Below are 13,440 nucleotides of genomic sequence, written 5' to 3' on the forward strand. Positions count from 1 at the left end.
CAGGTAAGAGAGAGGGCCGTGAGCCTGGACACCTGGGGTTGTGGGGCGAGGGCTACCCTTCAGGGGTGAGCAGCGAGCAGAACCCCACCACGGACACCACGGAAGCCGACGGACGGCGCCCGCGACGCCTGACGTACGCGGCGGCGCTGGCCGCGCTGGAGGGCGCCGCGCTGCTGATCGGGGGCGTGTGGATGCTCGTGCTCGGTGTCACCGGCGATCCCGACGACCGGCAGCAGGCGGTGACCGGAGGCGTCACGCTGCTCGTCCTCGCCCTGCTTCCGCTGCTCGCCGCGCGTGGCCTGCTGCTGCGGCGCGGCTGGAGCCGCGGCCCCGCCGTGATCACCCAGGTCATGGCCCTGCCCGTGGCCTACAACCTCCTCCAGGCCGACAGCATGGCCATCCCGGCGGGCATCGCCCTGGCCGCGGCCGCGGTGGCGTCCCTGGTCCTGCTGGTCAACCCGGCGACGACCCAGGCCCTGGGAATCCGGGGGCCGGGGCGCTCGGAGGAACCGAAGGGGTAGCCCTGGGCGGGCGGCCAACGGGCACGAGTCGGGCTGTACGCCGGGTTCTGTTCTGGTTCTGTTGTTCGGCAGCCCTCGGCGGGCACCCAACGGGCGGTTGCTGTCTGCGGCCGGTGCCGTGAGTGAGCGTGTTCAGCTACGGGGCGAGAGCTCCCGGTGGGCGAGGCTCCGCGAGAGTGCCCGGGCCCGGGCGCGGGCTCTTCCGGAGGACAGGGCGAGGGCTTGGCGAGCGGGACGAAAGTGCTAGGCGACCGGGGCGAGTGCTCCCGGTGGCACAGTGCGAGCACATGTGATCGCGCGAGCGCTGCCTGTGGCAGCGCGCCGGCTGTCGGTGATCACGGTGAGTGTTCCGGGGTGGGCGCTCCCGACGGTCCGTGCGAGAGCGCTCGGGCCCGGGCGAGGGGGGTTCCGGGGGACGCGGTGAGCGTGCCTCGTGACGGCACGGGTGCTCGGGGTCGGCCGGTGCGAGCGTGCCTGGTGACCGGGGCGGGCGCTCTTGGCGGTCGGCCTGCGCGTGCTTTGCCGCCCGGCGAGGTTTCCGGTGAGGCTCCCCGTGATCGGGGCGAAGCCATGGAGCCCCTCCGCTGGGCATCGGGCCGGTGGGCGTGCGTGTCACCGGAGGGGTGAGTCGGCCTTGGGTGTGGCTCGCGTCCCCTCGTGTTCGCCGGGTTGCTTGCCTGCCCGGTGTCTCCGGTGGCAGCCCCTGCGTCCCGTCCGTCGGGTGTTACTCCTCCACCAGCAGCTTCTCCCGGAGCTGGGCCAGGGTTCGGGCCAGGAGGCGGGAGACGTGCATCTGGGAGATGCCCACCTCCTGGGCGATCTGGGACTGGGTCATGTTGCCGAAGAAGCGGAGCAGCAGGATTCGCTTCTCGCGGGGCGGGAGGTCCTCCAGGAGCGGCTTGAGGGACTCGCGGTACTCCACGCCCTCCAGCGCCTCGTCCTCCGCGCCGAGGGTGTCGGCGACGGCCGGGGACTCGTCGTCGGTGTCGGGGACGTCCAGCGAGAGGGTGGAGTACGCGTTGGCCGACTCCAGGCCCTCCAGGACCTCCTCCTCCGAGATGGCGAGCTTCTCGGCGAGTTCGTGGACCGTGGGGGAGCGGCCGTGCTGCTGGGAGAGCTCGGCCGTGGCCGTGGTCAGCGCCAGGCGCAGCTCCTGCAGGCGGCGCGGAACACGGACCGCCCAGCCCTTGTCCCGGAAGTGCCGCTTGATCTCGCCGACGACCGTCGGGGTGGCGTACGTCGAGAACTCCACGCCGCGTTCCGGGTCGAAGCGGTCCACCGACTTGATCAGACCGATCGTGGCGACCTGGGTGAGGTCGTCCAGCGGCTCACCGCGGTTGCGGAACCGGCGCGCGAGGTGCTCGACGAGCGGCAGGTGCATGCGGACCAGCTGGTTGCGCAGCTCCGCGTACTCGGGGCTGCCCTCCTTCAGCTTGCGCAGTTCGACGAACATCGCGCGCGCTCCGCTGCGGTCCTGCGGGTCGTGATGCGCACCCTGCAGACCCGGTACGCCCTGCGCGCCCAGCTCGTCGTCCCGTTCGTGCTCGCTCATCGTCCCGCCCGTCGCCCTTCCCCGAGCCCTCGCCTCCTCCCCCACTCTCGGCTTCGCTCGAGCGGGGGCACCCCCATGGATGGGGGACACGCCCCCGTTCCGCCCTGCCGGAGACGCGCTCTGCACGGCACCTTCGAAGCCGGCCTCCGCGGAGTCGTCCTCCGGATGCGGCCTGGCCTGCTCGGGGATGCCGTCGATGCCGTCAGCCATGCGTCGGGAACCGTCCGCAGAGCCTGCGCCCTCGACCGGCAGCTCCCGTGTGCCACGCTCTTCGTCCCGCACCGGCCCGTCCCCGTTCCTCACGCCGGCCCGGGTCCCGCGCCGCGCTGTTTGTAGAGGCTGATCGACACGGTCTTGTCCTCGTCGACGGCCGAGGAGACCTTGCCCGCCAGGGCCGACAGCACGGTCCAGGCGAAGGTGTCCCGCGAGGGCGCGTGGCCGTCCGTCGTCGGGGCCGACACCGTGACCTCCAGTGAGTCGTCGACGAGCCGGAAGACACAGCTGAGCACCGAGCCGGGCACGGCCTGCTGGAGCAGGATCGCGCAGGCCTCGTCCACGGCGATGCGCAGGTCCTCGATCTCGTCCAGGGTGAAGTCCAAACGAGCCGCGAGACCGGCCGTGGCCGTCCGAAGCACCGAAAGGTAGGCACCCGCAGCCGGCAGCCGGACTTCCACGAAGTCCTGGGTCGCGGGCTCGCCTGCGATCTGGGACACCCTCACCTCCATGGTGGTACAAGCTTTTCGGGGCCGAGGGTCGCCCCTCGGGGTAAACGCCTAACGTGGTTCAGCGGTGACGCTATCGCGCTCCGAACTTTTCTGTCCCCGGGACCCCAACCCCCTGGCGTCACTCACAGTAAAGCTGTGGATACGCTCCGTGTCTAGAGGGTCCGCGGGCCCAAATGGGAAGAGCGCGCGCCGGGTTGACGTACCCAGACGTCAGACCGTCGAACCGTCCGGATCCAGGGTCACACGAGTACGTGGTCGACGAAGCACCACCGCCAGTTCTCACCGGGCTCGAAGGTCCGCATCACGGGGTGACCGGACCGCTCGTGGTGCTCCGTGGCGTGTCTCCCCGGCGAGGAGTCGCAGCAGCCGACGTGGCCACAGCTCAGGCACAACCGCAGCTGCACCGGGTGCGTACCGCGCGCGAGACACTCCGGACAGGTCTCGTTCTGCGGATCCGGTTCGGGATGCGGCAGCGCGTCGGCATGCGTGCACTGTTTCATGATTGCCAGATTACGACGGGCGTGCGGGTGGCCGCGCGGAAAAAGAGGGCGGGCGAGGACATGGACGTGATGCCGCTGCTGTTGCTGGTGGCGGGCAGTGCGGCGGTCGCCGCGGCGGCGCGGCGCACCCCGGTGCCGGCGCCGCTGCTGCTGGTCGCGGTCGGCCTGGCTGTCTCGTACGTCCCAGGGGTGCCCGACTACACCCTCGACCCCGAGGTCGTACTCCCGCTCCTGCTGCCGCCGCTGCTGTACACCTCGGCCACCGACAGCTCGTACCTGGACCTGCGCGCGCAGTTGCGCCCGGTGGCGCTGCTGTCGGTCGGGTACGTGCTCTTCGCGACCTTCGTCGTCGGCTGGGCTGTTTATCAGATCGTCCCGGGGATGCCACTGACCGCGGCGCTGGTGCTCGGCGCGGTGGTCGCGCCGCCGGACGCGGTGGCGGCGACGGCGGTCGCGCGCCGGGTGGGGCTGCCCTCGCGCATCACGACGATCCTCCAGGGCGAGTCCCTGCTGAACGACGCCACCGCGATCACCGCCTACAAGGTGGCCCTGGCCGCCGCCGTCGGGGAGGCCGCCAGCTGGACCGGCGGGATCCGTGAGTTCCTGGTCGCGGCCGTGGGCGGCGTCGGGGTCGGTCTGGTGCTGATGGCCCCCCTCCACTGGCTGCGCACTCACCTGAAGGAGCCGCTGATCCAGAACACGCTCTCCCTGCTGATCCCGTTCGTCGCGTACGGCGTCGCCGAGCAGGTGCACGCCTCGGGCGTCCTCGCGGTCGTGGTCGTCGCCCTCTATCTGGGGCACCGCGCGTGGGAGGTCGACTTCGCCACCCGCCTCCAGGAGGAGGCGGTGTGGAAGATGGTCGCCTTCATCCTGGAGTCGGCGGTCTTCGCGCTCATCGGACTGCAGCTGCCGGTCGTCCTCAAGGGCCTCGGCGAGTACGAGGGCCCGCAGGCCACCTGGTACGCGGTGGCCGTCTTCCTGGTGGTCGTCGTGGCCCGGTTCGTCTGGGTCTATCCGGCCACCTTCCTGCCGCGGATGCTGTCGGCGCGGATCAGGGAGCGCGAGGCGGACCCCACCTGGAGGGGTGCGATGGTCACCTCGTGGGCCGGAATGCGCGGGGTGGTGTCCCTGGCCGTCGCCTTCTCCATCCCGGCCACGACGCATGGCGGCCACCCCTTCCCGCAGCGCAACCTGATCCTGTTCCTGACCTTCACGACGGTCATCGGGACGCTGGTGGTGCAGGGCCTGACGCTGCCCCCGCTGATCCGCCTGCTGAAGTTCCCCGGACGCGACGCCCAGGCCGAGACGCTCGCCGAGGCCAACGCCCAGGCGCAGGCCTCCCGTGCCGCCGAGCAGCGCCTCGACGAGCTCCTCTCCGACGAGCGCAACGCCCTGCCGCCGCCGCTCGCCGACCGCCTCCGTAACGTTCTGGAGCGCCGCCGCAACGCCGTCTGGGAGCGGCTCGGCCAGGTCAACCCCGTCACCGGCGAGACCGTCGACGACACCTACCGCAGGCTGTCCCGGGAGATGATCGGCGCCGAGCGCGAGGTGTTCGTCAAGCTGCGCGACCACCGCTACATCGACGACGAGATGCTCCGCACCCTGCTGCGCAGGCTGGACCTGGAGGAGGCGGCGGCCTACCGGGAAGCGGCGTAGAGCCGGCCGGTTCCTATCGTTCGGGGAAGGGCCGGCCGGTGACGACCGCCGCGACGGTCGTTCCGCGCGGGAAGGCGTCGGCGTCGGCCAGGGTGGCAAGTCCGTACAGCAACTTGGCGACATAGAGACGTTCGACGGGCAGGCCGTGCCGGTCCTCGAAGTCCTCGGCGAAGGCGTCGAGCGCGGGGGTGGTGCGGGCGTAACCGCCGAAGTGGAAGCGGTCGTCGACGGACCAGCTGCCGAGGCGGGCATCGAAGGCCCGCTCCTGCAGGGCCCGTATGCCGGCGGTCAGAAAGCCGCCCTTGAGGACGGCGACGCCGAGAGCGCGCTGCTCCGGGGCGAGCCCGGCGGCGAGGCCGGCCAGCGTGCCGCCGGTGCCGCAGGCGAGGGCGACGACGTCGGCCAGGCCGCGCAGCTCCTCGCCGAGGACCCGGCAGCCGCGCACGGCCGCGGCGTTGCTGCCGCCCTCCGGGACGACGTACGCGTCCTCGGCGCCGGCCGCACGCAGGACGGCGTCCAGCGTCTCCGGCTCCGCTTTGCGTCGATACGTCGTCCTGTCGACGAAGTGCAGCCGCATGCCGTCGGCCACGCAGCGCGCGAGGGAGGGATTGAGGGGACGGTCGGCCAGCTCCTGGCCGCGGACCACACCGACCGTGGACAGACCGAGCAGCCGGCCCGCGGCTGCCGTGGCCCGCAGGTGGTTGGAGTACGCCCCGCCGAAGGTGACCAGCGCGCGCCCTGCCGCCACCTCGATGTTCGGCACGAGCTTGCGCCACTTGTTGCCGATCAGCTCGGGGTGGATCAGGTCGTCGCGCTTCAGGAGAAGACGGACGCCGTGACGCTCGAAGCGGTCGTCCCCGATCTCCTGGAGCGGTGAGGGGAGCCGGGGATCCAGGGTGGCGGGTTCGGGGGTGTCGGCGCTGGTCACCCGGCCATTGTCGCCCGCACGGCCCGGCGGTGGGCGGGCCGCGCGGCGGTTGCCCGGCTCAGTCGCTCTCCGAGCTCTGGACCAGTCGTTCCGCGACACCTGGTTCTGCGACACCGGAATCGGTTGCGCCGGAATTGGCCGCGCCGGAATCAGTCGCACTGGAATCGGTCGCCGCCCGGTGCCTGGCCCGGCGCCCGTCCGGTCCGTCGTCCAGCCGGGCCCCGATCCGGGTCCGCAGCGAGGCCATGGTGAACCCACGGGGATCGATCTTCCCGGGCTGCCACTCGAGGTGGCCGATGACCGAGCGCTCCGTCCACCCGTGATGGCGGCAGACCGCCGCGGCCGCCCGCTCGATCGCCTCCAGCTGGGCCTCTGGCCAGGGGTCGTCCCCGTCGCCGAGGTTCTCGCACTCGAAGCCGTAGAAGTGCCGGTTGCCGTCGGTGTTCGCCTCGTTGTCCGGCGGCAGCCTGCGTTCCGCGATCACCGCGCGCAGCACGTCGTCGTCACCGGATCCCGCGTGGTTGGCGCGGCCGTGGCCGACGAGGTGGACCGTGCCGTCCTTGGTGATCACGCCGTGGCACAGCGGGCCCGGCAGGTCGGGGCGGCCGTTCCGGCAGAGGTTCACCGTCGCGTCGCGGCCCGAGGTCACCGTGTGATGGATCATCACGCCGTGGACCGGACCCCAGGGGCCCTTGTGGTTGCGGTTGTGGTGACGCCAGTCGCCGACCTCGACGACCTTGAGGCCCTCCGCTCTCAAGGCGTCCAGAAAGCCGCTCGCGGACATGGGTGAGGCCATGCGTGCCTCCTTCGCGCTGTACTCCGGGGCCACGGGTCGCGACCGCCTCGTACCGCTGCTTCTACTGCAGACCGGAGGCCATGGACCAGATTGTTCGTATGTTGTACAAGTTCTTACGGACATGAGCTGCCAAGTACCGCCACATGACGCCAAGTGCCGTGTGGAGTCGCCTTGATGACGGCACTGGACAGGAACCCTCTCCCTGCCCAGTCATACGATGATCCATTCCCGCTCTTTCAGGTAATTGAGCGAATACGCTCCGTGAGGAAGGCTGGTGGTGAGACCGCGGCCCGGCGCAGTTCGGCGCTCGGCATGACCGGGAGGGCGTTTCCTTATGTCGGTAGGCGAAGAGGTCCGCACGGATCAGGGCAAGCCGCAGCAGTCCCTGGACACCGCTGCCGCGCGGAACCTGGCCACCACCACCAAGTCCGCTCCTCAGATGCAGGAGATCAGCTCCCGCTGGCTGCTGCGGACGCTGCCATGGGTGAACGTGCACGGCGGCACGTACCGGGTGAACCGGCGACTGACGTACGCGGTCGGCGACGGCCGCATCACCTTCGTGAAGACGGGCGGCCGTGTCGAGGTCATCCCGGCCGAGCTCGGCGAGCTGCCGGCCCTGCGGTCGTACGAGGACGGGGAGGTGCTGTCCGAGCTGGCCCAGCGCTGCCGGCAGCGGGACTTCGCACCGGGCGAGGTCATCGCCTCCTTCGGCAGCCGGACCGACGAGGTGTACTTGCTGGCCCACGGCAGGGTGGAGAAGGTCGGCACCGGCCCGTACGGCGACGACGCGGTCCTCGGTGTCCTCGCCGACGGGTCGTACTTCGGCGAGCAGGCGCTGCTCGACCCCGACGCCATCTGGGAGTACACGGCCCGCGCGGACACCGCCTGCACCGTGCTGATCCTGTCCCGTGAGCACTTCGAGCAGGTCGCCGAGCGCGCCGACTCGCTGCGCGAGCACCTCCGGCAGATGCGCTCGATCCCCGAGCAGCGCACCAACAAGTACGGGGAGAAGGCGGTCGACCTCGCGGCCGGCCACAGCGGCGAGCCGGACATCCCGCACACCTTCGTCGACTACGAGGCCCGGCCGCGCGAGTACGAACTCAGCATCGCCCAGACCGTGCTGCGCATCCACACACGCGTGGCCGACCTCTACAACCAGCCGATGAACCAGACGGAACAGCAGCTCCGGCTGACAGTCGAGGCATTGAAGGAGCGTCAGGAGCACGAGCTCGTCAACAACCGTGAGTTCGGGCTGCTGAACAGCTGCGAGTACGACCAGCGGCTCCAGCCGCACGACGGCGTACCCAGCCCGGACGACATGGACGAGCTGCTCAGCCGTCGGCGCGGCACCAAGCTCTTCCTGGCCCACCCGCGCGCGATCTCCGCGTTCGGCCGTGAACTCAACAAGCGGGGACTCGTCCCTGAGACCGTCGAGATCGGCGGCAACCGCATCCCCACCTGGCGCGGGGTGCCGATCTACCCGTGCAACAAGATCCCGGTCACCCCGGAGCGCACGACGTCGATCATCGCCATGCGTACGGGCGAGGACGAGCAGGGCGTCATCGGACTGCGGCAGGCCGGGATCCCGGACGAGATCGAGCCGAGCCTGTCCGTCCGCTTCATGGGCATCAATGAACAGGCCATCATCAATTACCTGGTCACGGCCTACTACTCGGCTGCGGTCCTGGTCCCGGACGCGCTGGGCGTGCTGGAGAACGTCGAGATCGGTCGGTGGAGGTGACGTCTCCGCACTTCGCGGCCGTGTCCCCGCCCCTCGGGGCGGGTAGGTCATCCGGGTACGCGCCCAGTCGGAGCGGAAGCGCCACCGTCCGCCGGCGCCGCGAGGGGGGCCCATGGCCGAGTTCATGACGGAGACGAAACAGCGCCCCGCCGGAGCACCGCAGGCCAGTGAGCCACCGGAGCCACGCCGACGGCGAGGGGCCGCCGGGGTGGCCGGGCCGGTTCCGCTCGACGGGCACGAGGCAGCGGTGATCCTGGACCGGGCCCGGACGTCGGTCGACCCCCAGCTGTGCACCGCCGTCGAGCGAGCGGGCGGCCATGACTGGGCGCAGGCCCAGGCCGCCGACCGCATGGGCCGGGCGATGCAGGAGCTGGCCCGCGCGGTTCCCGATCCGGAGTCGGCGGGCGGTCTGCTCGCGCTGGCCGAGTTCGTGACCCGGCGCAGCAGTTGAGGCAGACGCCTGTCGGCACCCGATGGACCCCGGTGCCTCCGGGACCGTGCGGCTCCTGACTCCGCATGGTCACCGGGGGCACCGGCCCGGCGGGTCCCGCGCATCCCCACGGCGCGCGGGGCCCGTCGTATCCCCGGAACCCGCTGTGTCCCTGGAACCCGGCAGGCTCGGCATCCGTTGGATCGACTGGATCGACCGTCGGGCGGTGTGAGGGAGGCGGGGTGGACATGGGTGTGGCTGTCCGGGCGGCGGGTGAGGGCGACCGGGAGTTTGTGGTCCGGTTGCTGGACGCGGCCTTTCAGGACGATCCGGTCAGCGGCTGGATCTTCCCGGGTGCGGAGTACCGCCGTGCGACACATCCGCGCCTGATGGCCGAGTTCACCGACGTCGTGCTCGACGAGGGCCGCATCGATGTCACCGAGGACGGCTCGGCGTGTGCGCTGTGGCTGTCCGTGCCGGAGGACGACCACCCCGACGACGAGGCCGTGGCCCGGCTCTTGGAGGCGGTCGACCCGGACAACGTACGCCTTGATCTGATCGCCCGGATGACCGCCGGAGTTCACCCCCGCGGCCGCGCCCATGAATACCTCTGGATGATCGCCGTGACACCGGAGCGTCAGGGCCGGGGCACAGGCACCGTACTCCTCGGGTCCGCGCTCGATCGCTGTGACCGCGAGGACCGCCCGGCCTATCTGGAGGCCAGCAACGCCCGCAGCCGCAGGCTGTACGAGCGCCTCGGGTTCGTCACCGGTGAACCCCTCGTCCTGCCCGACGGCCCGTCGATGTGGCCGATGTGGCGCGAGCCGCGCGGGTCAGCAGCTCAGTAGCTCAGCAGCTCAGTGGCTGAGCCGCCGGGTTATTGCCTGGGGACGATCGTTTCCACCAACCGCCCGACCAGACCGTCGGGGACATCCACCCCGGGCAGTACGCCGTCCAGCACGCCCGGCAGCGTGAGGTGTTCCAGGATCAGGCCGAGCATCGCGAGATAGAGCACGGTGACGGTCTCGTCGCCGCCCGGCAGGCCGGCCTGCCGGTGGAACTCCATGCCGTACTCCAGATCGCCGCGCACCGACCTGGTGAAGGAGTCGCGGAGCTCCGGTCGCCGGGTGGCCTCCAGGCGCATTTCCAGCAGGGCCAGATAGCCCGTGCGGTCCCGGGTCACGCGCCGCATGAGGTCGTGCATCAGGGCCGTCACCAGCGCGCGGTCCTTGGGCGCCCGCATCAGTGCGGTGAGCATCTCGGGGTCGGGTGCGAGCCGGGTGTGCAGCCGGGAGTCGATCTGGCGGAGCAGCTCGTCGCGCCCGGTGAAGTAGTTCGAGGCGGTGCCCACCGGCACCCCGGCCCCGGCATCCACCGCGCGGAACGTCAGCCCGCGTGCCCCTTCGCGCGCGAGCACCTCGATCCCGGCGTCCACCAGGGCGGCCCGGCGCTCCGGATTGCCCGCCATAGGGAATCCCCTCTCCCACTTGTCCCGGTCTCCGTCCCGTACCGGAAACGCCCTTGCAACCACTACAGCCGAAGTACTACAACTGGAGTGGTCAACACGACCCAGCCTACGAAAAGAGACCCGCTTGCGAAAGCTCACCTACTTCGTCGCCTGCTCCATCGACGGCTTCATCGGGGACCCGGACGGCGACGCCTCGTCCATGTTCGCCTTCCTCGACAAGGAGTTCCTGGAGTTCCTGACCTCGGCGTACCCTGAGACGATCGCGGCCCAGGGCCGGGAGCAACTCGGCCTCAAGGACGCCGGGAGCAGGCACTTCGACACCGTGATCCAGGGCCACGGAAGCTACCGGCTCGCCCTCGACATCGGCGTCACCAGCCCCTACGGGCATCTGCGCGAGTACGTCGCCTCCCGCACTCTCGGCACCTCGCCCGACCCCAATGTGACCGTGATCGACGACGATCTGCTCGCCGCCGTACGCGAGTTGAAGGCCGAGGACGGCGGACTCGGCATCTGGCTCTGCGGTGGTTCCCGGATCGCGGGTGAACTGCTCGACGAGATCGACGAGATCGTCATCAAGACCTACCCGCAGGTGTACGGCTCCGGTATGCCGATGTTCGGCAGCGGCTTCGCCGTCAGCGACTTCAGCCTGGAGTCCGTGCGCACGTTCGAGAACGGGGTGCTCGTGCGGACCTACAGCAGAAAGCGCTGAGCGCCGTGGCACAGGCCGAGTGCCTTCGCGCAAGGGGGAGCGCCGTACCCCGGTCCGCCCTACTCTGAGGACATGGACAGCGAAGAACACGTCTGTCCCGTCTGCGGACAGCCCGTCGAAACGGTCGTCCGGCGGCACAAGACGCTGGGCGCCTGGGTCCCGGTGTGGGGTCCCGGCCCCTGCCACAACCCCGACTGCGAGGCCTGCGTCGACCCCGCCGCCGAGCCCCGGCAACCGGAGCCCGGTCAATCCGCCGTGAATCAATCCGCCGCGAAAAAATCTGCCGCGAAAAAATCCTGAGCCCGTGTCGAGAATCCCGGCCCGGCTCCGACGTCCCCCGTGAGAGCCGCCCGCAGCGGGTGGTGAGAGCCGAAGGAGCGGACCGATGAAGTACCTGGTGATGGTGCAGGGCACGCAGGCGGACTACGAGGGCATGCGCGGCAAGCCGTCCGAGCACGCCCCGGCCTGGACCGAGGAGGAACTCCAGGCCATGTACGCCTACATGGGCGCGATCAACGACGACCTCGCGGAGACCGGCGAAATGATCGACGGCCAGGGCCTGGCCGAGCCCGCGAGGACCCGGCTGGTCCGCCGGGCCGCCGACGGCAGCACGGAGATCACCGACGGACCGTACAGCGAGACCAAGGAGCTGATGGCCGGCTACTGGGTCCTGGAGTGCGAGAGCCTGGAGCGGGTCACGGAGATCGCCGAGCGCGTCAGCCGCTGCCCCGGCCCCAAGCGCCAGACCGACTACCCGGTGGTGATCCGGCCCATCATGGACGGCGCCGGGGACATCTGCTGACCCGTATCGACGGCACGAGCACGACAGACGGCACGAACACGGCATGAACGGCACGACCGAGACCGAGGAGCTGCTGCGCCGCCACGCGCCGCAGGTCCTCGGTGCGCTCGTCCGACGGTACGGACACTTCGACGTCGCCGAGGACGCCGTGCAGGAGGCGCTCCTCGCGGCTGCCCGGCAGTGGCCGTCGGACGGGGTGCCCGGCAACCCGCGCGGCTGGCTGATCAGGGTCGCGGCACGACGGCTCGCGGACACCCTGCGCGCCGACGAGGCCCGCCGTGCCCGGGAGGAGCGGGTGGCACTGCTGACCGCGCGGGTGACGGTTCCGGACCGGGCGCCCCGCGAGGACGACACGCTCTCCCTGCTCTTTCTGTGCTGCCACCCCGACCTGACCCCGCCCGCGCAGATCGCGCTCACCCTGCGCGCGGTCGGCGGCCTGACCACGGCGGAGATCGCCCGTGCGTATCTGGTCCCCGAGACGACGATGGCCCAGCGCATCAGCCGGGCCAAGCAGAAGGTGCGCACGGTCAGCTTCGGGCGGCCGGACAACTGGGCGCTGCGCCTGCCCGCCGTTCTGCACACGCTGTACCTGATCTTCAACGAGGGCTACACGGCCACGTCCGGTACGAGCCTCCAGCGCCGGGACCTGGCAGGCGAGGCGATCCGGCTGACCCGCACCGTCCACCGTCTCCTCCCCGACGACGGCGAGGTGGCGGGTCTGCTCGCTCTGATGCTGCTCACCGACGCCCGCCGCGAGGCGCGCACCGGTCCGCACGGCGAACTCGTCCCGCTCGACGAACAGGACCGCGACCGCTGGGACCGGTCGGCGATCGAGGAGGGCGTCGCCCTCGTCACCCGGGCGCTGTCGCGGGGGCCGGCCGGGCCGTACGGGCTGCGCGCGGCGATCGCGGCCGTGCACGACGAGGCGCCGTCCGCCGACGCCACGGACTGGCGGGAGATCCTCGGCCTGTACGACCTCCTGGTCCGCCTGGTCCCCGGCCCCGTCGAACGACTCAACCGTGCGGTGGCCGTGGCCATGGTGCACGGCCCGCGCACCGCGCTGACCGAACTGGACGCGCTGGAGGGCGAGTTGGGCGGCAGCCACCGGTTGGACGCGGTCCGGGGACACCTCCTGGAACGCGCGGGCGAGTACGCGTCCGCGCGGGCCGCCTACGAAGCGGCCGCCGCCCGCACCCTGAGCCTGCCGGAACAGCGGTATCTGCGGTCGCGGGCGGCGCGGCTGACGCCGTAGCGTGGCCGCATGCCGAAACTGCCCTACATCCTCCACATCACCGAGCGCGCCCTGTGGGACGCGGCCCGCGAGCGCGGCACCTACGAGATCTCCACTCGCGGCCGCACCCTCCAGGAGCAGGGCTTCATCCACTTCTCCACCCGCGACCAGCTCCCGCGCGTGGTGTCCTTCGTGTACGGCGCCTACGACGGCCCGGACGAACTGGTGGTCCTGGTCGTGGACCCCGCCCTGGTCGGCGTACCCGTGAAGTACGAGGCCATGGAGCCGGGCGGCGAGGAGTTCCCGCATGTGTACGGGCCCGTCCCGGTCGACGCCGTGGTGGACGTGGAGCCCTGGGGGTGACGGGGAGACGTCGCTGAT

At 71.0% G+C, this 13,440-nt stretch carries 14 protein-coding genes and 2 pseudogenes; 10 read left to right on the plus strand and 6 right to left on the minus strand.

Translation table 11 applies throughout. The features are described 5' to 3' along the window. Positions 1-65: 65 nt before the first annotated feature. A complete protein-coding gene (locus N8I87_RS26915; protein WP_263212428.1) occupies positions 66-521 on the plus strand; it encodes a hypothetical protein in 456 nt (151 codons plus the stop codon). A 724-nt stretch (positions 522-1,245) separates the two neighbouring features. On the opposite strand, the gene N8I87_RS26920 is transcribed toward N8I87_RS26915, so the two are convergent. The 3 genes from N8I87_RS26920 to N8I87_RS26930 form a co-directional block, all read right to left on the minus strand. Next, complete coding sequence (locus N8I87_RS26920; protein ID WP_263212430.1) at positions 1,246-2,355, minus strand: RNA polymerase sigma factor SigF; 1,110 nt, start codon at positions 2,353-2,355, stop codon at positions 1,246-1,248. 17 nt (positions 2,356-2,372) lie between these two features. Then, entirely contained in the window at positions 2,373-2,786 is a 414-nt protein-coding gene (locus N8I87_RS26925; RefSeq protein WP_004925829.1) for an ATP-binding protein, read from the minus strand. Positions 2,787-3,037: 251 nt separating this feature from the next. Further along, entirely contained in the window at positions 3,038-3,298 is a 261-nt protein-coding gene (locus tag N8I87_RS26930) for a UBP-type zinc finger domain-containing protein (RefSeq protein WP_263212445.1), read from the minus strand. A gap of 60 nt (positions 3,299-3,358) precedes the next feature. On the opposite strand from N8I87_RS26930, the gene N8I87_RS26935 reads away from it, so the two are divergent. Further along, on the plus strand, positions 3,359-4,954 hold the full coding sequence (locus N8I87_RS26935; RefSeq protein WP_263216685.1) for a Na+/H+ antiporter: 1,596 nt from the start codon (positions 3,359-3,361) through the stop codon (positions 4,952-4,954). 13 nt (positions 4,955-4,967) lie between these two features. Here N8I87_RS26935 and N8I87_RS26940 read toward each other — a convergent pair whose 3' ends face one another. After that, positions 4,968-5,882: a 1-aminocyclopropane-1-carboxylate deaminase/D-cysteine desulfhydrase gene (locus N8I87_RS26940; RefSeq protein WP_263212446.1), complete on the minus strand. Its 915-nt coding sequence runs from the start codon at positions 5,880-5,882 to the stop codon at positions 4,968-4,970. A 211-nt stretch (positions 5,883-6,093) separates the two neighbouring features. Continuing rightward, positions 6,094-6,678 (minus strand): annotated as a pseudogene (locus N8I87_RS26945) (N-acetylmuramoyl-L-alanine amidase); the annotation flags it as partial. A 334-nt stretch (positions 6,679-7,012) separates the two neighbouring features. Here N8I87_RS26945 and N8I87_RS26950 point away from each other — a divergent pair. From N8I87_RS26950 to N8I87_RS26960, 3 genes and pseudogenes are all read left to right on the plus strand, one after another. Then, positions 7,013-8,419 (plus strand): family 2B encapsulin nanocompartment shell protein, encoded by a 1,407-nt coding sequence (locus N8I87_RS26950; protein WP_263212448.1) that lies wholly within the window; start codon positions 7,013-7,015, stop codon positions 8,417-8,419. Between the two features lie 292 nt (positions 8,420-8,711). Further along, positions 8,712-8,870: pseudogene (locus N8I87_RS26955) on the plus strand (polyprenyl synthetase family protein); the annotation flags it as partial. 227 nt (positions 8,871-9,097) lie between these two features. Continuing rightward, positions 9,098-9,697 (plus strand): GNAT family N-acetyltransferase, encoded by a 600-nt coding sequence (locus tag N8I87_RS26960; protein ID WP_263212450.1) that lies wholly within the window; start codon positions 9,098-9,100, stop codon positions 9,695-9,697. A gap of 29 nt (positions 9,698-9,726) precedes the next feature. On the opposite strand, the gene N8I87_RS26965 is transcribed toward N8I87_RS26960, so the two are convergent. Then, positions 9,727-10,317, minus strand: a complete 591-nt coding sequence (locus N8I87_RS26965) for a TetR/AcrR family transcriptional regulator (RefSeq protein WP_263212452.1) — start codon at positions 10,315-10,317, stop codon at positions 9,727-9,729. 124 nt (positions 10,318-10,441) lie between these two features. Between N8I87_RS26965 and N8I87_RS26970 the strand changes: the two genes are divergently transcribed. From N8I87_RS26970 to N8I87_RS26990, 5 genes are all read left to right on the plus strand, one after another. Next, complete coding sequence (locus tag N8I87_RS26970) at positions 10,442-11,026, plus strand: dihydrofolate reductase family protein (RefSeq protein WP_263212454.1); 585 nt, start codon at positions 10,442-10,444, stop codon at positions 11,024-11,026. Between the two features lie 72 nt (positions 11,027-11,098). After that, complete coding sequence (locus tag N8I87_RS26975) at positions 11,099-11,326, plus strand: hypothetical protein (RefSeq protein WP_263212456.1); 228 nt, start codon at positions 11,099-11,101, stop codon at positions 11,324-11,326. A gap of 85 nt (positions 11,327-11,411) precedes the next feature. Beyond that, positions 11,412-11,828, plus strand: a complete 417-nt coding sequence (locus N8I87_RS26980) for a YciI family protein (protein WP_263212457.1) — start codon at positions 11,412-11,414, stop codon at positions 11,826-11,828. Positions 11,829-11,871: 43 nt separating this feature from the next. Beyond that, a complete protein-coding gene (locus N8I87_RS26985) occupies positions 11,872-13,080 on the plus strand; it encodes an RNA polymerase sigma factor (protein ID WP_263212459.1) in 1,209 nt (402 codons plus the stop codon). 9 nt (positions 13,081-13,089) lie between these two features. Beyond that, entirely contained in the window at positions 13,090-13,422 is a 333-nt protein-coding gene (locus N8I87_RS26990) for a DUF952 domain-containing protein (RefSeq protein ID WP_263212460.1), read from the plus strand. The last annotated feature ends 18 nt before the right edge of the window (positions 13,423-13,440 follow it).

It is taken from the genome of Streptomyces sp. HUAS 15-9 (genome assembly GCF_025642155.1).
GTDB lineage: Bacteria > Actinomycetota > Actinomycetes > Streptomycetales > Streptomycetaceae > Streptomyces.

What these genes read in the sequence shown, in the direction of transcription:
- N8I87_RS26930 (WP_263212445.1), bottom strand. Translation starts at nt 3,298, where the DNA reads ATGAAACAGTGCACGCATGCCGACGCGCTGCCGCATCCCGAACCGGAT.
- N8I87_RS26935 (WP_263216685.1), top strand. Translation starts at nt 3,359, where the DNA reads ATGGACGTGATGCCGCTGCTGTTGCTGGTGGCGGGCAGTGCGGCGGTC.
- N8I87_RS26950 (WP_263212448.1), top strand. Translation starts at nt 7,013, where the DNA reads ATGTCGGTAGGCGAAGAGGTCCGCACGGATCAGGGCAAGCCGCAGCAG.
- N8I87_RS26960 (WP_263212450.1), top strand. Translation starts at nt 9,098, where the DNA reads ATGGGTGTGGCTGTCCGGGCGGCGGGTGAGGGCGACCGGGAGTTTGTG.
- N8I87_RS26965 (WP_263212452.1), bottom strand. Translation starts at nt 10,317, where the DNA reads ATGGCGGGCAATCCGGAGCGCCGGGCCGCCCTGGTGGACGCCGGGATC.
- N8I87_RS26975 (WP_263212456.1), top strand. Translation starts at nt 11,099, where the DNA reads ATGGACAGCGAAGAACACGTCTGTCCCGTCTGCGGACAGCCCGTCGAA.
- N8I87_RS26980 (WP_263212457.1), top strand. Translation starts at nt 11,412, where the DNA reads ATGAAGTACCTGGTGATGGTGCAGGGCACGCAGGCGGACTACGAGGGC.
- N8I87_RS26985 (WP_263212459.1), top strand. Translation starts at nt 11,872, where the DNA reads ATGAACGGCACGACCGAGACCGAGGAGCTGCTGCGCCGCCACGCGCCG.
- N8I87_RS26990 (WP_263212460.1), top strand. Translation starts at nt 13,090, where the DNA reads ATGCCGAAACTGCCCTACATCCTCCACATCACCGAGCGCGCCCTGTGG.